General features: G+C 46.5%; 17 protein-coding genes. 16 read left to right on the top strand and 1 reads right to left on the bottom strand.

From position 1 onward, the window contains the following. Positions 1–3 precede the first annotated feature (3 nt). The 12 genes from hisH (at position 4) to NSQ38_RS04315 (ending at position 14,538) form a co-directional block, all read left to right on the top strand. Entirely contained in the window at positions 4–630 is a 627-nt protein-coding gene (gene hisH, locus NSQ38_RS04370) for an imidazole glycerol phosphate synthase subunit HisH (protein ID WP_339787397.1), read from the top strand. Between the two features lie 62 nt (positions 631–692). Then, the gene (gene hisA, locus NSQ38_RS04365; RefSeq protein WP_047841450.1) at positions 693–1,427 is read left to right on the top strand and encodes a 1-(5-phosphoribosyl)-5-[(5-phosphoribosylamino)methylideneamino]imidazole-4-carboxamide isomerase; all 735 of its coding nucleotides are present in this window, start codon (positions 693–695) and stop codon (positions 1,425–1,427) included. A gap of 30 nt (positions 1,428–1,457) precedes the next feature. Next, a complete protein-coding gene (gene hisF / locus NSQ38_RS04360; RefSeq protein ID WP_017691268.1) occupies positions 1,458–2,219 on the top strand; it encodes an imidazole glycerol phosphate synthase subunit HisF in 762 nt (253 codons plus the stop codon). A gap of 1 nt (position 2,220) precedes the next feature. Beyond that, on the top strand, positions 2,221–2,946 hold the full coding sequence (hisIE, locus tag NSQ38_RS04355) for a bifunctional phosphoribosyl-AMP cyclohydrolase/phosphoribosyl-ATP diphosphatase HisIE (RefSeq protein WP_091038626.1): 726 nt from the start codon (positions 2,221–2,223) through the stop codon (positions 2,944–2,946). A gap of 12 nt (positions 2,947–2,958) precedes the next feature. Then, positions 2,959–3,783: a histidinol-phosphatase HisJ gene (gene hisJ / locus NSQ38_RS04350; protein WP_339787394.1), complete on the top strand. Its 825-nt coding sequence runs from the start codon at positions 2,959–2,961 to the stop codon at positions 3,781–3,783. A 264-nt stretch (positions 3,784–4,047) separates the two neighbouring features. After that, positions 4,048–4,995 carry a ribose-phosphate pyrophosphokinase gene (locus tag NSQ38_RS04345; RefSeq protein WP_338589873.1) on the top strand — a complete coding sequence of 316 codons (948 nt, stop codon included), beginning with the start codon at positions 4,048–4,050 and terminating at the stop codon, positions 4,993–4,995. Between the two features lie 254 nt (positions 4,996–5,249). Further along, entirely contained in the window at positions 5,250–7,511 is a 2,262-nt protein-coding gene (locus NSQ38_RS04340) for a helix-turn-helix domain-containing protein (RefSeq protein WP_339787391.1), read from the top strand. Between the two features lie 446 nt (positions 7,512–7,957). Further along, positions 7,958–9,547, top strand: a complete 1,590-nt coding sequence (locus tag NSQ38_RS04335) for an extracellular solute-binding protein (protein ID WP_339787388.1) — start codon at positions 7,958–7,960, stop codon at positions 9,545–9,547. A 131-nt stretch (positions 9,548–9,678) separates the two neighbouring features. Further along, complete coding sequence (locus NSQ38_RS04330) at positions 9,679–10,578, top strand: ABC transporter permease subunit (RefSeq protein WP_062837760.1); 900 nt, start codon at positions 9,679–9,681, stop codon at positions 10,576–10,578. Between the two features lie 70 nt (positions 10,579–10,648). Continuing rightward, positions 10,649–11,521 (top strand): carbohydrate ABC transporter permease, encoded by an 873-nt coding sequence (locus NSQ38_RS04325; RefSeq protein ID WP_338589882.1) that lies wholly within the window; start codon positions 10,649–10,651, stop codon positions 11,519–11,521. A gap of 57 nt (positions 11,522–11,578) precedes the next feature. After that, the gene (locus NSQ38_RS04320; protein ID WP_339787384.1) at positions 11,579–12,529 is read left to right on the top strand and encodes a TIM barrel protein; all 951 of its coding nucleotides are present in this window, start codon (positions 11,579–11,581) and stop codon (positions 12,527–12,529) included. A gap of 257 nt (positions 12,530–12,786) precedes the next feature. After that, positions 12,787–14,538 carry a hypothetical protein gene (locus NSQ38_RS04315; RefSeq protein ID WP_339787382.1) on the top strand — a complete coding sequence of 584 codons (1,752 nt, stop codon included), beginning with the start codon at positions 12,787–12,789 and terminating at the stop codon, positions 14,536–14,538. Between the two features lie 138 nt (positions 14,539–14,676). Here NSQ38_RS04315 and NSQ38_RS04310 read toward each other — a convergent pair whose 3' ends face one another. Next, entirely contained in the window at positions 14,677–15,129 is a 453-nt protein-coding gene (locus NSQ38_RS04310) for a hypothetical protein (RefSeq protein WP_339787379.1), read from the bottom strand. 468 nt (positions 15,130–15,597) lie between these two features. Between NSQ38_RS04310 and NSQ38_RS04305 the strand changes: the two genes are divergently transcribed. From NSQ38_RS04305 to NSQ38_RS04290, 4 genes are all read left to right on the top strand, one after another. After that, complete coding sequence (locus tag NSQ38_RS04305) at positions 15,598–17,331, top strand: tetratricopeptide repeat protein (RefSeq protein WP_338589890.1); 1,734 nt, start codon at positions 15,598–15,600, stop codon at positions 17,329–17,331. 171 nt (positions 17,332–17,502) lie between these two features. After that, positions 17,503–18,462, top strand: a complete 960-nt coding sequence (gene trxB, locus NSQ38_RS04300) for a thioredoxin-disulfide reductase (protein ID WP_036674745.1) — start codon at positions 17,503–17,505, stop codon at positions 18,460–18,462. A gap of 123 nt (positions 18,463–18,585) precedes the next feature. Then, the gene (locus NSQ38_RS04295; RefSeq protein ID WP_339787376.1) at positions 18,586–19,656 is read left to right on the top strand and encodes an AI-2E family transporter; all 1,071 of its coding nucleotides are present in this window, start codon (positions 18,586–18,588) and stop codon (positions 19,654–19,656) included. Between the two features lie 446 nt (positions 19,657–20,102). Beyond that, positions 20,103–21,053 (top strand): ROK family glucokinase, encoded by a 951-nt coding sequence (locus NSQ38_RS04290; protein ID WP_062837749.1) that lies wholly within the window; start codon positions 20,103–20,105, stop codon positions 21,051–21,053. The last annotated feature ends 39 nt before the right edge of the window (positions 21,054–21,092 follow it).

Genomic DNA, 21,092 nt, shown 5'->3' with positions numbered 1-21,092 from the left:
ACGATGGCGATTGCAATTGTCGATTACGGTATGGGTAACCTGCACAGCGTCGGCAAAGCGGTCGAACGTCTTGGCTACGAAGCGCTGGTCACGGGTGACCGGAAAGAGATTCTTGGCGCAGATGGTGTCATTCTGCCAGGCGTAGGTGCTTTTGGTGATGCGATGGTTCATCTGCGGGAGAGTGGACTGGATACGGTGGTGAAAGAAGCCGCTGCCGGGTCCAAGCCACTGCTCGGGATCTGTCTGGGAATGCAGTTGTTGTTCAGCTCAAGTGAAGAGCATGGCGAACATGAGGGACTGGATATTTTGCCAGGTAAAGTGGTGCGATTCGCACCAGGAGAACTGAAGGTTCCTCATATGGGATGGAACCGTTTGGAGTTCCTGCACGCGGAAAACCCGCTATTTACCGGGCTTGAGGCAGGTCACGTCTATTTTGTCCATTCCTATCATGCGCTTACTGAAAACAGGGACGATCTGCTGGCGGTAACGGATTACGGACATCCGGTGACAGCCATTGTAGGCAGAGGATCCAACTTCGGCATGCAATTCCACCCGGAGAAAAGTGGAGAGCTTGGCATGAAGCTGCTCGGCAACTTTCTGGCTCTGACAGGAGCACCTGTACAAAGGTAAAGCATCATCTCTTCTTAACTATAGAAAGCGTACAAATCTAATTCATATTCAGGAGGCCTTGTATGTCATCTTTTATCCTATATCCGGCGATTGATATCCGGGACGGCAAATGTGTAAGACTGGTGCAGGGAGATTATAATCAGGAGACCGTGTATAACGATGACCCGGTTCAAGTGGCTTTATCCTGGGAGAAACAAGGCGGTACATATGTCCATCTGGTGGATCTGGATGGTGCCAAAGCAGGTCATCCTGTTAACGATGAACTGATCGGGCGGATTGCCTCGGCTGTGAACGTACCTGTTCAGGTGGGCGGCGGACTTCGTACAGTAGCGGATGTAGAACGTTTGCTGGGTCTGGGTGTTAGCCGGCTGATCATTGGAACAGCAGCAATTGAGGATCGTGCTTTTACAGAGGAAGTACTGGGACGTTACGGCGACAAAGTGGCAATTGGTATCGATGCACGTAACGGTTACGTGGCAACCCGCGGATGGCTTGAAACATCGGAAGTACAGGCAGAGGTACTCGCGAAGGAATTGGCGGCGTATGGGGCAGAAACGTTTATCTTTACGGATATTTCCCGTGATGGCATGATGCAGGGTCCTAATGTGGAAGCGATTGTGTCTCTAGCCAAGGCAAGCGGACGGACGGTTATTGCTTCCGGCGGTGTGAGTGTAATGGATGATCTGCTTCGTCTGAGTCGCCACGCGGATGATGGTGTCGGTGGAGCAATCGTGGGTAAAGCATTGTATACGGGAAGCATCGATCTGTCTGAAGCAGTACGTGCGGTCAATAAGTAAGGGATATTCGGATAGAGAGGAAGAGGTAGCATGCTGGCAAAAAGAATCATCCCCTGTCTGGACGTGAAGGACGGCCGGGTCGTCAAAGGCGTCAACTTCGTTAATCTCCGCGATGCGGGTGATCCGGTAGAGCTGGCGGCGCTATATGACCGCGAGGGCGCGGACGAATTGGTATTTCTCGATATATCCGCTTCGGTAGAAGGTCGCGAAACGATGGAAGAAGTTGTGCGGCAGACGGCTGGCGAGATTGCTATTCCCTTTACGGTAGGTGGTGGCATCTCCAAGGTGGAGGACATGAAGCGGATTCTCCGTGCAGGTGCGGATAAAATTGCAGTGAATACAGCCGCGGTACTTAATCCGCAGTTGATCGCAGATGGTGCACGTCGCTTTGGCTCGCAGTGCATCGTGGTAGCGATTGATGCCAAGTATAACGAAGCTTGGGGCGAGTGGGAAGTCTATACCCATGGTGGACGGAAACCCTCCGGGATCAAGGCGCTGGAATGGGTTAAACAGGCTGAGAGCTTGGGCGCGGGAGAGATTCTTCTCACAAGTATGGACGCGGACGGAACAAAAGACGGCTTTGATCTGAAGCTGACGGCAGCAGTATCCGAATCTGTGCGTATTCCAGTCATCGCATCGGGCGGTGCGGGCAAGGAGTCTCATTTCTATGATGTATTCACCACAGGCAAAGCGGACGCAGGGTTGGCCGCAACGATTTTCCATTACAAAGAAATCGCCGTACCGGCGTTAAAACAACATTTGAGAGAACAAGGGGTGGAGATCCGTGACTAAAGTGAGCGATGAAATCAAGGAACAGTTGTCCTTGGAACAGGTTGTGGAACACATTCGTTGGAGTGACGGATTGGTTCCTGCCATTGTGCAGGATGTGAATACTCGGGAAGTCTTAATGATGGCTTATATGAATCGCGAATCTCTGAAGTTGTCGCTGGAATCCGGTGAGACGTGGTTCTGGTCACGCTCGCGTCAGGAGTTGTGGCATAAAGGGGCAACATCTGGCAACGTGCAGACGATTACTTCCCTAAAATATGATTGTGACGGCGATACCTTGTTGGTTGAGGTGAAACCGAACGGTCCAGCTTGCCATACAGGGGCGGTAACTTGTTTCCATAATGAGATTATTGGTTTGCCAGAGAAATCGGCAGATAAGGTTTCGGATGAAGCGGGTGCGGCATCTGCTTCGGCAAATTCCGGTTCCGAAAGTCGCTTCGAGGTATTGGCTGAACTGGAATCCGTTATTGCAGAGCGTGAACGTGAACGCCCTGAGGGTGCATATACAACATATCTGTTTGATAAAGGTGTAGACAAAATACTGAAAAAAATCGGTGAAGAAGCGTCCGAGACGATCATCGCCGCCAAAAATAAAGATAATGACGAGCTTCGTCTGGAAGTCAGTGACCTGATGTATCACCTGCTCGTCCTGTTACAAGAGCGCAAGCTACCGCTGGACGACATTATGTCAGAGCTGAGCCGCCGTCATGAACGGCCTCGCCGCGATTAGGAGGCGAGTTTCGTGCGTATAGACTATCATACACACCATGAGCGGTGTGGACATGCCGTGGGCAAACTGGAAGAGTACGTGCAGCGTGGTGTGGAGATCGGACTATCCCAGATTGGATTGTCCGATCACATGCCCTTGTTGCATGTCGATCCGGCTCAATATTATCCGGAAATGGCGATGCCTATGGATGAACTGCCGCGTTACGTAGAGGAGTGTTTCTCCCTGAAAGAACGTTACCGTGGGCAGATTGACGTACGTGTTGGTCTGGAAGGTGACTATATCGAAGGCTGGGAAACAGAGATTCGTGCGATCATTGAGCGTTATCCATGGGATTATGTGATTGGCTCTGTGCATTTTCTTGGGGAATGGGACATTACGGATTTCCGCCAGACCCATCACTGGGAGGGCAAAGACATCCTTGAAGTATATCGTCAGTACTACGATGCCGTAAGCAAGGCAGCCGCCACGGGCATGTACGATATTATGGGCCATACGGATGTCATTAAACGCTTCGGTTTTGCTCCTTCAGCGGAGCAGACAAATGAACGTATCTCACTGGAGAACGCAGCGTTGCAGGCTATTGCCAAAAGTGGCTGCGCCATGGAACTGAATGCTTCCGGGTTATCGAAGCCTTGTGCCGAGATGTTCCCTAGTCGCAGAATGCTGACGGAAGCCATTCGATTGGGCATTCCATTAACCATGGGCTCTGATGCACATGACCCACTGAAGCTGGGGGATTATTTGCCTGAAGCTGAAGCACTTTTACATGAGTTGGGCTGTACGGAAGTGGCTGTTTTTGAAGGCCGTCATCGCTCGTTCATTCCTTTAAATGTATAAGCCAGTGGAGTATAATGAGGGTAGGAAATAACCTTTTAGAGGTAGTTCAAAAAGTCCGCCTTTGATTACGAAGGATGCCTAATGGCATCTTCAGCATCGAAGCTGGAATTCAGCCGAAATGTCCGTTGCTCACGTAGTTTTGCCTACGCTCCGCTACTCCATTTCTAGCTTTATCCCATCTTCTCGGTACTGAAAACCGGACTTTTTGAACACTCGCTTTTAGATAAGGGATTATATAGGGATTTCAACCCTCGGGAGGGCATTATGCAGCATTCGTTACGTATTTTTTCCGGTTCATCGAACCCTAAGCTGGCAGAACAGGTATGTGACAAGCTGGGAGTACAACTGGGCAAGATCAAGCTGTCCAGGTTCAAGAGCGGAGAAATATACGTTCATTATGAAGAAACGATCCGTAATTGTGATGTGTTTCTGGTACAGTCATTGTCTCATCCGATCAATGAGCTGTTTGTCGAGCTGTTGGTGATGATTGATGCCGCCAAGAGGGCTTCAGCGCGCACTGTGAACATCATTGTTCCGTATTATGGCTATGCTCGACAAGAGCGTAAATCCGCTCCACGGGAGCCGATCTCGGCCAAGATGGTAGCAGATGTATTAACTACGGCTGGCGCCAATAGAGTGGTAACGATCGACCTGCACGCAGCGGCTATTCAGGGATTCTTCAACATTCCGGTTGACCATATGACATCACTGGATCTAATTAGTGATTATCTGTTAAGCAAAGGAATCGAGAACCCTGTTGTAGTCTCCCCGGATGCAGGACGAGCATCGATGGCAGAGAAGCTGGCGAACCGTCTGGATTCTCCATTTGCCATTATGATCAAGAAACGTCCAAGCCATAATGAATCGGTGATTACCCATGTCATTGGTGATGTAGAAGGACGGACACCTATTATTATTGAGGATCTGATCGACACCGGAACAACCATTCTGAATGTTGTGGAAGGGTTGAAGGAGCGTGGCTCCAAAAATGTATATGTATGTGCAACACACGGATTGTTCTCGGATGGGGCAGTAAGTAAATTGAATCACCCGTCAATTGAAGAGGTGGTCGTTACGGACTCGATCGCACTGCCAGATGACCACCCTGAATGCTTCAAAGTGTTACCTGTTGCGCCAATGTTGGCCCGCGCCATACGCATTATTGTGGATGGTGGCTCCATGGCCACATTGTTTAAGGATTCTGGCATTTAGAGCATCGAGGATATAACGGTGTGCTGCCAGATGAACTGTTCCGTGTCTGAGTTGTTGTCTGCTCAGCACGGTTTTTTTGTTTTGGCTCTTTGAATTCAATTCTTGCTTTGCTGCTCAGAGGCTTGTGCTATAATAACATAAAATCAGTTATGATAGCGTTATCATATAGTGTTCAGCCCCTAAGGTGAGATGGATGCTGAACAGTAGAACCACGGCTGAGAACATTGGCATCGTGGAGTGAGGAGTGGGGTCTATTGTCTCGTAATTGGTACTACCGGTTATTGTTCTCGTACTTCCCAATTTTTTTTCTTACGGTCACCATACTCATTTTCATCGCGTTTGTTTTCATCAATGACATCTCTAAAGAGGAAACCAAAAAAGCAGACCGGATCTCCTCCAGTTATATGATAGACACGGTGGATCGTACAATCAGGGATCTTGAACTATCCATCCTGGAAACGGTACAGAGTCAGCAGGCATATAAACTCTATTTTAATAACACAAACCTGACCAGTTCGGACACGGTGTATGCGATAGCGCAGAATTTACGTGAGCTATCCAATTCGTCCTCATGGATTCAATCCATCTATCTATATGACAAGCGAAATAAACATGTTCTGACCGTAAGTGGTTCCAGAGAAGCGGACAGTTTCTCAGATAAGGCTTGGATTAATCAGATGGTTTCCGGGTCTATCGGTTCAGGCTGGCAGCCGGTCCGGGAATTCGATGCGGACTCTGCTCAACGTACCCCTATTCGCGTATTAACGGTGAACAAGGACATGCCTTTGCCTTTTGGCTCTCAGGGTACATTGGTCATTAATATCAAGATGAGCAGCATTGAACAGAGTGTAGATAGTATGGTTAATGGTCAGCTCTCATTCCTGACGATTACGGATCGGGACGGTAAGGTTGTGTATAATGCACACTCGGACCAAGAGGGCTCGATAGACGGTCAGGAACTAAATAGGCTATCGCTAGAAAGACTGGGCTGGACAATATCCAGTGGAATTAAGGCCGGCAACTTATTTGGCTGGGTATCTGTCATATCTTATGTATGGGTAATCATTGCTATTGTGACTGTCATCTGTGCGATTGTATATATCGTGTATATTACTCGCCGTAACTATAAGCCCATTCAGATCATCATGAACCGGATTGAGTCTCATCAGATTCGGGTGTTCGAACACTCAGGTGCTCGCACGGATGAGATGAAGATGATTGATGGTGTGCTTGAGAATCTGATTAATCATATGATGGATTATGACAAGAAAAGCAGGGAAAATGTACTCATGCAGCGCAGCAAGTTGTTCAATGCCCTGTTGCATGGTGAACACATGGAAAATGCAGCAGAGCAATTAAAAGAGCTCTCTCCACTGAATGACGTGCAAGACTCGTCGCGTTTTGTCGTTGTTGTTGGAGAGATTAACCGTTATGAGAAGGGATTTCAGGAGAGGTACACGAGAGGTGAACAAAATACGCTGAAGTTTGCCTTGATGAACGTTTTGCAAGAGCTGTCACGTAATACGGGAGTCCAATGCTGGACGGAATGGATTAGTGTAGATCGAATTGCAATCCTTTTTGTGTTCAAAGAACAGAATGATAACAACTTGGATATGTCTGGGCAGATTCGTGTAGTAGCTGAGGAATGTAAATCCTGGGTAGAACAAAATCTACGCATTTCCTTAAGCTTTGGCATTGGTCCTATTGCTCAGGGAATCGGTACAATACGGGATTCCTATGCGGCCGCAGAAGCGGTAATGCAACGCAAACTGTTGATGAATGGAGATGTCGGCCAAGCCGACTGCGGCGAAACACAGCATCCTTTGCTGGATACCTATACCTATCTGCAGATGATTGCGGACTTTGTTAAGCGGTTCCGGATGTCGAGTGGACAGTGGCGGGAACAGTTGGAGGAGATCTTTACAGCATTTGAACAGAACAAACTGCCGGATGATGAGATTCGTTCTCTGATTCAAGCCATGTTACAGATGCTCAGCCGAGAGGTAGCCATGATGTCGGAAGGGCTCCAGGAAGAGCTGTCCGAAGAAAACATCAACAGATGGTTGAGTGCTGTGGAAGAGGCAGAGACGCTTACGGATGTGAAAAGTCTTTTGTTCGATGGACTGACGGACTTGTTCAGAACGTATGTAGCGGTAACGGAAACCAAGAGTTACAAAGCCATGGTTAATGAAATGAAAAATTATATCGAAGAACAGTTTGCGAATCCGGATCTTTCATTGAAACATTTGAGCGATCGATTCCAGATTACGGGCAAACATGCGAGTTATTTGTTCAAGACAGAATTCAATATGAAGTTTGTTGATTTTGTTACAGAGCTTCGCATGAAGGAGACCGAGCAGCTTCTGCTCAATACGGATTACTCTTTGCAGGATATTGCCCTGAAGGTTGGGTATGCAAACGGAATTACGTTGGGACGTGTATTTAAACGGGTAACGGGCATTACACCAGGAGATTATCGTCGTTTGAAACGTGAACATCGAGAACCCGAAGAGTAACACAATTATGATCATATTCTGAGATCTGTACATCAGGATAACACAGGGTGAATTTCATGCAGTCACTTTCCACTTAGGAGAGAGGCTTGCAGAGGTTCGCCCTGTTTTCGTTGAACAGTTCTCTGCTGCCCGAGATCGATGCAACTGTTTTCGCAGGATAGCAAGTTAATATTCCTGTTTTATCCCCGTTTACGAATATAGGCAGTGTGTGAAAATGGTTTATCCGTATTGGGACAGGCAGTTTCGAGTCATGAGGCATTGAGAGCCATCAAAGCCTAGGGCAGCGTAGCTTTGGGAAAATAATCAGTCTGCGAAAATGGGCTTAACACATAAACTAAATTCCGTTTGTAAGCGCTTCCGAAACTGGTTTATTGCTAGAGTTCCGAAAGATGTGGAATACTCGGAGCAAGCCTTAACATTCACGCAAAGTAAAAGGGGATGACTAAATGACAAGAACAACAACCACAGGGAAAACGAAGAAATGGGTAGGTTTGGCGCTTACGATGATAATGGGAGTTTCGTTGCTGGCAGGATGTTCTTCACCATCCAATCAAGAGTCGGCTGAAGGTGGGGCAACAACTAATGGTGAGCGTGTTACTTTGAAAGTGGAGGTTTTTGATCGTGGTAACAGTCCTTCTCCACATACGATCACGAACAACTACTTAACTAAATTTGTTCAAGAGAAATTCGGCGATCCGAATAACATTGATGTGCAATTCGTACCTGTTCAACGTTCAGAAGAAACAACCAAGCTCAACGTTTTAATGGCCAGCCCTAGCGACGTTCCAGATATTGTGTTTGTATACGACTCCAGTGTGTTCTACCGTTATGCTCAGCAAGGTGGGCTAACTGAGGTGGGTGAACTCCTTAATGAACATGCACCTAACTTAAAAGAATATCTCGGCGAAGACCTGTTGAAATTCGGTCAGCTGGAAGGTCAGCAATTCGCTATTCCGGGTAAACGTGCCATTACGGCTCGTTACAACTCATATATCCGCCAGGATTGGCTCGATAAAGTCGGCATGAATGCTCCAACAACAACGGATGAGCTGTACGAAACGTTGAAAGCATTCAAAGAGAAAGATCCGGGCAATCTGGGCAGCAAAAACATCCCAATGGGTATGGCACTTGCCCCAGCGCAGTACGAAACATTGATCTACTCCTTTATTAAACCCGTACAAGATGGGCTTACGTACAGTCAGCGTTACGAGCTACCATTGCATGATGGCTTCAAAGATGCGATGCAGTTCCTTAACAAGCTTTACAATGAAGGTCTGATCAGCAAAGACTTCAGTCTTGACGAAGAAAAAACGCAATTGGTCAAAGACTTCCAGAACGGTAATATTGGGTACATGTCTGAGGACGTAGGTCAGATTCTGTATGCAGATGGTATGCTTGATAATTTGTCCAAAAATGTACCGGATAGCAAAGTTGTAGCAGTTGACGCTTACACTAATGCGAATGTGGACAACAAACACATCAAATCACGTTATGGTAGCAACGGTATGTACATCATGATTCCAAAAAGCAGCAAACGTTCGGTTGAAGCTGTGAAATACCTAGACTGGATGGCTTCTGGAACGAACTTGCTGGAGATGAACACCGGTGTCGAAGGTGAAAATTACGATAAGGTTGATGGTGTTCCAGTTGTTAAAGATGATGCACCACAGGATGTCAAAGATCGTGTCTACAACGGTGGTGACATGGCCATCATTGCCAACGGTAAAGTAGTTGGAGATCAGGCAGCCAATGAAGCCGCATGGATTGCAGGCTTCCCAGAACGTAACCAAGAGCTGATGAGACAGTCCATTGATATCGCTAATACGGATACGATCGGACCGGTTATCTTCAGCAAACCAATCGAAGCAGAATCTAAATATGGTACAGCGCTAAATGATAAGTTGAAAGTGCTTATTGTGAAAACTGCGATGGCCAAACCGGCAGACTTCGAAGCGGTATATGAAAAAGAAATGAATGATTTCATGTCACTGGGTGGTACAGAACTGAAGAAAGAGCTTGAAGCAGCACTTCAGTAAGCGTTATCTAATAACCAGGTTCATCTTGTGATTACTAAATCAATATGTAATTTACCGTATAACTTTGGAAGAAACGTGTGCCGCCGGTATGGGCGGCACAGCCGTTTCTCTGTTGATAGGAGGAAACCGACTTGACCATCACATACTTGAAAAGGTATTGGCAATTATATGCGCTCATCTCACTGCCTCTGATCTACTTCTTGATCTTTCGTTACGGCCCAATGTACGGGGTTCAGATCGCTTTTAAGGATTTCAACTTGTTTCAGGGCATCAACGGGAGTGAGTGGATCGGTTTCGATGCTTTCCGTGAAGTATTTGGAATGCGGGACTTCTACACCACATTACGAAATACCTTCATGCTAAATTTCCTAGACCTGCTTGTTTCGTTCCCTGCTCCAATTATATTGGCCATCATGCTCTATGAAGTTCGATTTAAATGGTTTAAAAAAATATCGCAAACGATTCTGTATATTCCTCACTTTATCTCCTGGGTTATTATCGGGGGAATTGTATACCAATTGTTCGGCAATCAATCCGGTATGGTTAACGGTGTGCTGGAGAGTATGGGCTTAAATTCAATACCATTTTTGACAGAGAAAAACCCATGGCTTGTGACGTACCTGTTCACAGGTGTCTGGCAGAGTGCAGGATGGGGTACCATTCTTTATTTGGCGGCATTAACCGGGGTGAATAAGGAATTGTTTGAGGCTGCCGAGATTGACGGAGCTTCAAGACTGAAGAGAATCTGGCATATTACGTTGCCAAGTATTAAACCAACCATTGTGACCTTGCTCATTCTTAATCTCGGACATATGGTCAGCATCGGTTTTGATCGGCCTTATATTATCGGTAACACAGCCGTGCGTGAATATTCCGATGTACTCAGTACCTTTGTATACAGAGTTGGTCTTGAATCAGGACAATACACGCTTGCAACTGTTGTAGGACTATTCCAAGCTGTTGTAGGGCTAATCTTTGTACTCGGCTCTAACTATATTTCAAAAAAGGCAACCGGCGAAGGCATTTTATAAGTTATCAAAGCATGAAAGATACGCCAATCGGCTTGTATGTATAGACCATCAGTAAAGGAGCTGTGCGCATATGAGTGAACGCACCTCAAATCGGATTTTTGATATCGTTAATATCTCCTTTATCAGTTTATTTGTTATATTCTGTCTGGCTCCATTTTTGCACACCATTGCGATATCTCTAAGTTCTAACCGGGCTATTACTTCGGGAGAAGTGACCATTTTTCCTAAAGAATTTAACTGGGATTCGTATATTCAAGTATTCTCTGATCAATCCATGCTATATTCACTGGGCTTTACGACTGTTCTGACAGTGGTAACCACAGTGCTGTGCATGTTATTCACACTTGCTGCTGCATACCCGTTAACCAAGAAAAAATTGAAAGGGCGCAAGCTTTTCATGTATGTCATCATCATTACGATGTTCTTCAGTGGCGGGATGATTCCCGAGTATTTGCTCATACGTGATCTCAACATGCTTAATTCAGTCTGGGCACTGATCTTACCGGGACTGGTAAGTCCGTTTAACCTGATTATCCTGATCTCATTCTTCAGAGGCATTCCTGAAAGTCTGGAAGAATCAGCAGAAATTGACGGCAGCTCACATGTACACACGCTATTCAAAATCATACTGCCATTATCCATGCCTGTACTTGCCACATTAGCGTTATTCTATGCGGTTGGTCGCTGGAATGGATTCCAGGATTCACTGTTGTATATTAATGATCCCAAGTTGTATCCACTACAACTTAAGCTCTTCCAAATGGTTCAAAACAACATGGTGAGTGAGCTTACATTGATGGAAGGTGCTAACCGCACACAACTGACTCCGGAAAGTCTCAAGGCAGCCACAGTTGTATTCGCAACTGTACCTATTCTGCTTGTCTATCCATGGCTGCAAAAGTATTTTGTCAGCGGTGCCATGCTGGGAGCGGTTAAAGGATAACTTCGTAGTTCCCATACACGCTAAACATCACAATTGGGGAAGGAGAAGGAACGTAATATGCAGGGAAGAGATAAGGGAGAATACTCGTTCTCCACATGCTGGAATATTCGAAAACATGATGTCGGGGAAGATATGATACGGGAGATTGCGGATCTCGGCTTTCGTCGGGTGGAGCTCAATTATAATGTGACGAAGGAGATGCTCACGACGATTGAGCCCATGATTGAGCGTAGAGAGATCGGAATTTCTAGTGTCCACAACACTTTTCCACATGACCCTGATCCAGACTACGGTACGGATTCCATCTTGCTCGGCTTCGAAGATGAAGTGAAACGTAAGCGGGCGATCGAATTGCTGGTAGAGTCGGCTGAATATGCCCAGCGTTATGGGGGAGAAGCTGTTGTTGTGCACCCCGGAGAAGTACCTTTTCCTGAGGATATCAGCAAAGACCTTGGAAAGATCTATAACGAGGAAGGTCCGGATTCACCGAAGTATCGCAGCAAATGGGCTGAATTGGTGGAGCGGCGGGAAGCCCTCAGTTCAGGGTATGTGGAGAAAATTATCGCCAGTCTGGATGAGGTATGCAATCGGGCGGCAGCTAAAGGTCTGGATGTTCGTTTTGGCATCGAGACAAGATCGCGACCACAACAGATTCCTACCCTTGCCGAAGCCAAGACCATCATCAAGGCCCTCAAAGGGGCTCCGGTTGGTATCTGGTACGATACCGGTCATGCCATCATGATGGATCGAATGGGCCTTTATGACAGTGTGGGAGAAATGCAGGGCCTGATGGATGATATCGTAGGGGTCCATATCCATGAGACACTTGGTCTCTCTGATCACTGGTGCCCGTATGTACACAGTAAGGATATGAACTTCTACGATGCCTATCTGCCGATGATTCGCCGGGCACAGGTGAAGGTGTATGAGTTGAAGTCTGCCTGTAAGGCAGAAGAAATCCACGAGAGTCATGACTTGCTTATGAAGAAGCTTGGAGTGACAGAGTAGGCACGGTGATGTGGGAAACAGTTGGCGTCTTCACAGCGTGTGTTCAACGACTGTTTCCTCAGTGACGAGGACCCCTAAATATGTAGTAAAACAAGCAAGTATTTTCTAGCGACTTTTGGCGGTATATGGTATATACTGACGAGAAAAAAATGAACTCACCTACGGGCGGTATGGGTAGGCTTCAGGTCTAAATTGAAGGCGCTGAAGCAACATACTTCGCACATCGGGAGAATGCATTGGTATGGAGGGAACTGCACATGTACAAACAACTGGTGGACAGTAATGACAGAGCGGTAGAAAGAGGCATATCCCGGCAGATGCTTGACCCGGAAAGCCGTTACTATGGAGGGACAATTGATCCCTACACAGGTGTTGCCTGGGTCAACCACACGACTGGAACGCCCACGGATATGTGTTACTGGGGGGCTGCGATCTCCAATCCGGACTCCATCTATTACCGGGATGAGGCGTTGTTAAATCGACTGCTGTTAGCTACGGAATTTGTACTTCGCTTCCAACATGAAGATGGTTCAATATCGCCAGGCTGGACCAATTACCATTCCCCTCCCGATACCGCATTTGTTGTTGTGGGGTACTCACAGTTGTATCAGCTTCTTCTGCAGCAGCAATGGAAGCCACTGCAACCTGTACTAAACAATATGAGGCTCTTTCTGGAACGCACGATTCCGACCATGCTTACGGGAGGTTGTCATACGCCCAATCATCGCTGGGTGCTATGCGCGGCGCTCGGTTTCCTGCATGAACTATTTGACCTGGAGGAAGCTGTGCAGCGCGCAGAGCAGTGGATGAATGAAGGCATGGATATTACACCCGATGGGGAGTGGACAGAACGGAGCAATGGGATATACAGCGCAGTTAGCGACATCATGTTAATTCATGCTGCACGCCTGCTCAATCGTCCTGAACTGCTGGAACCGGTGAGGCTTAATCTCCGCATGATGGTGTATCTGGTCCATCCTACGGGTGAAATTGTTACAGATTATTCTGGGCGACAGGATCTGGGCAGTGTTCATGATCTGTCACCTTACTACCTGCCTTATGCCATTTTGGCACGGCTGGATGGTGATCCACTCTTTGCTGGTATGGCAGCTTGGGCGGGAGATACACTGACAGATCCGGGTGTATGCTCGGTGAATACGCTCATTCGATTAATGCTTGAGCCGGAGCTTCAGCAGACAAATGACGCACGTGATTCATTACCGGAACAGTATGAGGTCATGCTGAATGAACATTTTGTACGGGGAGAATATCTGGAGCAGATGGACGCAGTAGGGCATCACGGACGTATCTCTCACAGTCGGATGCATACGGACTTTGGTGCTCCCGTAGCCCGAATTCGGGATGGAGCTACTAGCGTGACAGTGATGACAGAAGTTCCTTCCTTCTTCGCTCTTCGTCATGGCAATGTGCGTCTGCTGGCTGTGCAACTGGCCTCTTACTTTAATCCAGGGTATGTACCTATGCAGCAAATGACGAGGCTGTCCGAAGGGTATCGTCTGACTGGTGAGCAGAAAAAAGGCTACTATGGTCCAGTTCCTGCAAACCTGTTACCGGAATCAGCAGCATCAGCCATCAGTCCATGGTATTTGCTACCTCATCAGAGTCGTCAGCTTACTCATGAGCAGACCTTCCGTGTAGGAGCAGAATTACAGCCAACGGAAAACGGATGGAACATGCATATATCTGGACAGGAACCGGAGGATATCATGATGCAGTTGTCCTTTGTATTCGGAAGCGAAGGTGAACTGACCTGTGAGGACGCAATTGAAACGAGTGAGGGTCACTATTTGTGGAAAGGCGGTACATTACGCTATACCTGCGGAGAAGACTGGCTGGAGATTACCGGGGGCGAGCTGGGGCATCTGGCTGCAACAGTGCGGGAGGCAAAATTACCGGACAAGTGCAAGGTTGTGCTGGTCAATTTCATGACACCGTTTGATAAAACCATTCAAATTTCACTTTCTCCTTCGATGGCGTCGAAGATCTAGATTTATTAGATATTTAAGCCATAACAGTTAGAAGACCGAGCCCAAATGCTCGGTCTTCTTTTTTTAGGAATGACTGCAATTAACGTTCTAAAAAGATATTCCCACTGTTAAGCTCAGTCCGTAATATATGGACTATCATCATTTCAGTTGCTCTAACGCAGTTTCTATTGGTTTAGTGAACAGAGGATTATCTTTGGTTTGGCTCCAGTAAACGATAAGAACATTTCTTTTCTCATATAGAAAAGGGAACGTTGTAAAATGGGCACTTTCCATGTGTTTGTTGAATTCTTTTGTTCCGTTGATGCGATCCTTATCAGAATCGAAAATATAAAAATGTATAAATTCAGGGTTGTACGGATCTTCTTGCCCTGGCGTTTCAACGGAGTACACCTCAGGTACAACATCATTTAATTTCAAAGGATATCCGGTGATACCAAAGGACACTAAATCCAGTTCTTGAGACTCGAGCGCTTTCAGTACATTATCTAATGTGAACTTATTTTCTATGTTTTCTATATCTTTTGAACATCCATTCAAAGCAAACAAGCATATAAAGATGAGTACAAGTGGTTTTATTTTCGAGATCATCAATATAACACCCTCCTAAATAGTAATGATGCCGCCTTTATTTTTATAATTAGATACGCAAATCATAAGGTTGAGGGTCAGAGCCAATACAGGTTGTTTGATTTAATTTAATGGAGATAAACTACTAAAAAGGACAATAAGGATAATAATACCATAAACTACACTCATCTCATCATAACCGATCCGATCCGATCCGATCCGAATCCAGTTAGACGTCGCGTATCCGACAGGGATGGACTAATGCAATACTGCAAAGAAATCCTGTGACAAGCGAGTGCAGGAGCCTCTAGGAAAAGACGGGTTTCCTTAGAATAAACAACGCTCCAAGGTGATAGGTTTCCGCAAAATGGAATATCACCTTCTTTTGCATTTTTTTCATAAACGACATGAAACTACATATTGAGAAGTGGGCCTTAAGATGTGGTATACTGAAGAGTATGAATGAAATGCAAAGAGGAGGTGCCTTGGAAGATGAAGGGCAAGCTAGTGCGGGCTGAGGGACACCTTGCCAATATTATACCGATTCACTTGGATGCTTCTTTCTTTTTTGAAAGAGCTGTCCGCTCGCTGGACCGTAATCATGTTGACAAGGCATTAAAATATTTTCGCAAAGCTGTTGAGTACGAACCGGAAAATCCGGTAAATCATTGTAATATGGCGGGTATATTATCGGAGAAGGGGGATTACGAAGCCTCCAATGCCATTCTGGCTAACGTGCTGGAAGTGGTAGATCCGTCGATGACGGAATGTTATTTCTATATGGCGAACAATTATGCAAATATGGATCGGTTTGAGGAAGCCGAGCAAGCACTTGTTACCTATCTGGAGGAGGACACCCAAGGTCAGTTCATGACGGAAGCCGAAGAGATGATGGAGCTTCTGTATTATGAGCTGGATCGTCCGACCAAACTGAATCGAATCAAATCACGCAAAGGTGTAGTGGAGCACGATCAGGCACGGGAACTGTTGGAAGAAGGGAAATTTGCACAGGCTGCTGAATTGCTCGAAGGCATGTCTTCTGATTACCCTGATTACTTGGCTGCCCGTAACAATCTGGCACTCGCCTACTATTATATGGGTCTTTTTTCCAAAGCAAAAGAGACCATTGCCGAAGTACTTGAACAGGAACCAGGTAATCTGCATGCACTCTGTAATCTGGCCATTTTCCATCAAAATGAGAACCGGGCTGATCAGGTTTTGCTTCTGATCAAAAAATTGCGTGTCATCGTGCCATTCCAGCACGAACAAGTCTACAAACTGGCGACAACGATGGGAATTCTGGGCCAACACGATACGGCTTATGTTCACTTCAGGCGTTTGCTCAAGGACGAAGAGACAGCTGCTGATCCGGCACTTGCTCATTATGCAGCGGTGGCGGCTTATAATACAGAACGTTATGATGCTGCTGAGCGTTTATGGCATCATGTGTCCAAGCTTGATCCGGGTTCCGAAGTATCCCGGTATTATCTGTCAGGTCTTGAGGCTGTAAAACAAGGCGAGCAAGAGCCAGAGAAGCTGAGCTATCACTATCATCTGCCATTTGATGAGCAGTTCAGACAGTGGGAGAACTATGGTAGTGGCATACCTGAAGAAATGAAGAATGATCCACTGATTCGTTCATCGTTCTTCTGGGCATTGCGTCATGGTGATCGGGCAACCAAGCTACAGGTTATTCATGCGCTTGGGATGATCGGTGACTATGAGGTGCAGCAGGCTTTGCAATCCTTTATTGAAGAGCCTGGAGAAGAACAGGATCTGCTTGAGGCAGCACAAACTGTACTGAACGAATTGAAATCGGCTGAACATGAGGATCGGAATTCTCAGGTTGTTCGACCCTTTTCTCCTGTAGCCTTGAAGTCTATTGGGAAGGTTCCATCCACATCAGAGCAATCGGACAGTGGCTCAACCTCCCATTGGCAGGCTGTTGTTGATCGTGCGTTACAGATGTCTGAAGCAAAGGCTGAGTTGCAGCAAGAGATGGAACGGCTCTGGACGGATTATGTATCCCGGGTACATCCGGAGGTTCCGGGTACGAAACAGATTGAGGGTTGGGCTGCAGGACTTGAGTATTTGGCAGCGAAGAATCACAGTCGGCCCGTTACCTATCAAAGCATTGCTGAGCGGTATGGGATATCGGCATCAACGGTTAGCAAGTATGCTAAACAGATTCATTCGGTTTGTAACAGCAAGCCACCACTAGTATAGAAAGTTCGCTTCAACTCGTTTTCAGAAAGACATCATCAGGTGAAGGATACAACAACCGGGAAAACGGGTAAACTTAACGAATGGGCCTCGTAAACGCCTGTAGGATATCATCTTGGCAAGTTCATCGCTAGTACAACACATTCTTACCTTAATTAAGGAGGCTGTATCTATATGTCTAAATACAGAACGATTGTGATCGGAACGGGACCTGCGGGTCTGACAGCAGCGATATATCTGGCTCGTGCTAATCTGAAACCACTGGTTATCGAAGGTCTTCAGCCGGGTGGTCAATTGACGACGACAACGGAAGTTGAGAATTTCCCCGGTTTCCCGCAAGGTATCATGGGTCCGGAACTGATGGACAACATGCGTAAGCAAGCTGAACGTTTTGGAGCGGAATTTAAAAACGGTTGGGTGGAAGAGGTTGATTTCAGTAAACCGCCCTTCAAGGTCAAAGTTGGAGGAATCGGTGAACTGGAAGCTGAGTCGATCATTATCTCCACAGGTGCTTCCGCTCGTTATCTTGGTATTCCGGGCGAGCAGGAAAATGTGGGACGTGGTGTAAGTACATGCGCGACATGTGACGGCTTCTTCTTCCGAGGCAAAAAAATCGTGGTCGTGGGCGGTGGAGACTCCGCGATGGAGGAGGCGAGTTTCCTGACTCGTTTTGCAACAGACGTGACATTGGTTCACCGCCGGGATGAATTACGTGCATCCAAGATTATGCAGGATCGGGCTCGTAGCAATGAAAAGGTGAAGTGGGCGCTGAACCGTACTCCACTCGAGGTCGTACCTGAAGCGCTGGGTGTCAAAGGGCTGAAGGTGCGCAACAACGAGACGGGGCAGGAAGAGTTGCTCGAAGCAGATGGCGTATTCGTTGCCATTGGTCACACACCGAATACCGGATTCCTGGGTAATGCGATCGCACTGGACGAACATGGCTATGTTGTCGTTAAACCGGGAACAACGGAGACCAATATTCCGGGTGTATTCGCCTGTGGTGATGTTCAGGATACGAAGTATCGTCAAGCCATTACAGCTGCAGGATCCGGATGTATGGCCGCCATGGATTGTGAGAAGTTCCTTGAAGGAAGCATTGTCCATGATTGGAGCGAAACGTTGGATAAATAAGCATTACATGCGTGAGGTTAGGCATATGTTAGGAATAAGAGACAACGGGAAGTCTCATGAAATGAGAGAAGCCGGAAGGCTTCTCTTTTTTTGAAACTACAGTGGGCATGAGTTCGTATACATATGGGGCATATTAGCTGTGAGGTGAAGATTTTGGGGGAAATGATAAAAGATTGGTTACAGAATGCGACAGTGAGACGGTTTTTGATCCTGCTCTTGTTCTGTTTAGTTTTGTTCAGTATGGGGAGTATGCTGCACATGATTCTGCTGTTGTTCCTGGTGACGTATGTCATGAACAGGTTACAGCATTTCATTACAGGTGGTTTGAATCGGTTGTTTCCAATCAACTATAAAGTTGTAGTCATCCTGCTCTATATGATTGTGATCGCAGTCATTGTGCTTGGCATTTCCAGATATTCACCGCGGATCGTGGATCAGGTCGTTCAGTTAACGAACGAGATTATGAAATTTCTGGATAGTGCAGACGGTGATAATTTTGCATCCAAAATTGCGGGTTATCTTCAATCCTTCGATATTAAAAATTACACCAATGATGCATTGAAATATATTTTCGCTTTGAGCAAATGGCTGGAGTTTATTCTGCTCGTTATCATTCTGAGTCTGTTCTTCTTGTTGCAGAAGCAGGAGATATCCAAGTTTACGTCCAAGTTCAAAACAAGTAAAATTGGATGGTTCTATAATGAAGTAGCTTATCTTGGAGACAAATTCGTGTCTTCATTTGGTAAAGTCATCGAGGCACAGCTTCTGATTGCGGTGTTCAATACAGTGCTGACGATCTTGGGCTTATGGATTCTGGGTTTCCCGTATCTGTTCGCTCTGACCATTCTGGTGTTCCTGCTCAGTCTGGTTCCCGTTGCTGGGGTTATTATCTCACTTGTACCGCTCTGTCTGATTGGGTATCAGATGGGTGGACTGAAATTAAGTATTATTGTGATCATCATGATTATTGTAATTCATGCCTTGGAGACGTATTTCCTGAATCCAAAACTGATGGCACATAAGACCAAACTGCCGATGTTCTACACCTTTATCGTACTGATTCTGTCGCAACACTTCCTGGGGATCTGGGGGCTGATCATTGGTATTCCGATTTTCGTCTTCCTGCTTGATATTCTGGATGTGAATAAGATGGAGAAAACAGAAGAGCCGGTACGTTTGGAAACGAAGTTGTGACGTATAGCTGAAGAATGGCTGAGTTCAATCCAATTGAACAACTTCAGATATTTGTGAAAAGTAAGGTGCCTTCCAACCATGGAAGGCGCTTTTTTGTTGGCAATACGTCAATAGATCGCTTTCTGCATGGGAATGACAGGTGGTGGGGGGCATAAGACGAGTCACCTATATGAGGGGACGATGTTGATCTTTTATGAATGGAACGAGTGGTGATGCAATATCATGAGTTGAGGCTTCCTCTGTTATGGAGGAAGGAATGAAGCGTGCGTTTATAAATGAAGGTAATAAGATTGTATACGTATTCAAAAATGCTATGTGATGTGGTTCACAACCCTAACGGAGCATGGTGTATCCGAGTTCTTATCGTCTTGACCCAGGCGTATCCTTCAATTATAGTTGGTACGTAGGACTTAAACTATTTTAGATAGATAAAGGTGGCTTGCAGCATGTCTGAGAAAATCTACGTTGGGGTCGATCTCGGCGGAACAGCAATCAAGGTCGGTATATGCGATGAACAAGGTCAGCTAATGCATACGTATGAAGGACCGACTGAAGTGGATAAGGGCGTAGACACGGTCATCGCCAACATCGAGAAGTATGTCCGACATATCGTAGCCGAATCACCATACAGTTGGGAACAGCTTGAGGGTGTAGGTGCTGGAGTGGCCGGTTTCACGAATGTACGCGAGGGAATTATCGTTCATGCCCCTAACATTGGATTTCGGAATGTGGCCATTCGTTCGATTCTGGAAGAACGTCTGGGCAAGCCAATCAAAATAGATAACGATGCAAACGTGGCTGCACTGGGTGAAGTATGGGCAGGTGCCGGCAAAGGCGTAGACAACTGCGTATGTTATACACTCGGCACAGGCGTTGGCGGAGGCTTGATCTTGAATGGGAACATCTATCAAGGCTTCTCGGGTATGGCTGGTGAGCTGGGTCATATCAGTGTTGTACCTGACTTGGAGGCCATCAAGTGCGGTTGTGGTAAAATGGGATGTGTAGAAACAGTATCGTCTGCAACAGGAATTATCCGTATGGCGAAGGATGCAGTAGAACGTGGTGATCATACGTCACTGGCACTTGTCGACAAGATTGCAGCCAAAGAAGTATTTGATGCTGCCAAGGCAGGCGATGAAGTGGCACAGCGCATTGTAAACCGTGCGGCCTTCTACCTGGGCAAGTCCATGGCTACTGTAGCTGCTGTCATTAACCCGGAGATGTTCATCATTGGTGGTGGCGTATCCAAAGCGGGCAACTTCTTGTTCGATGAAATACGTACCGTATTTGCCAAGCTGACACCGGAACCGCTGCAAGAAGGGGTTCAGATTCTGGAAGCTACACTTGGTAATAATGCAGGTATTGTGGGTGCGGCAGGTCTTCTCTTGCGTTCCTAGTAACCTCGTAACAATATATGAATACAGCAATATGATAAG

Origin of the sequence: Paenibacillus sp. FSL R7-0313 (assembly GCF_037969885.1) — a bacterium.
Lineage (GTDB): Bacteria > Bacillota > Bacilli > Paenibacillales > Paenibacillaceae > Paenibacillus.
This window is presented reverse-complemented; position numbering and strand designations above follow the sequence as displayed.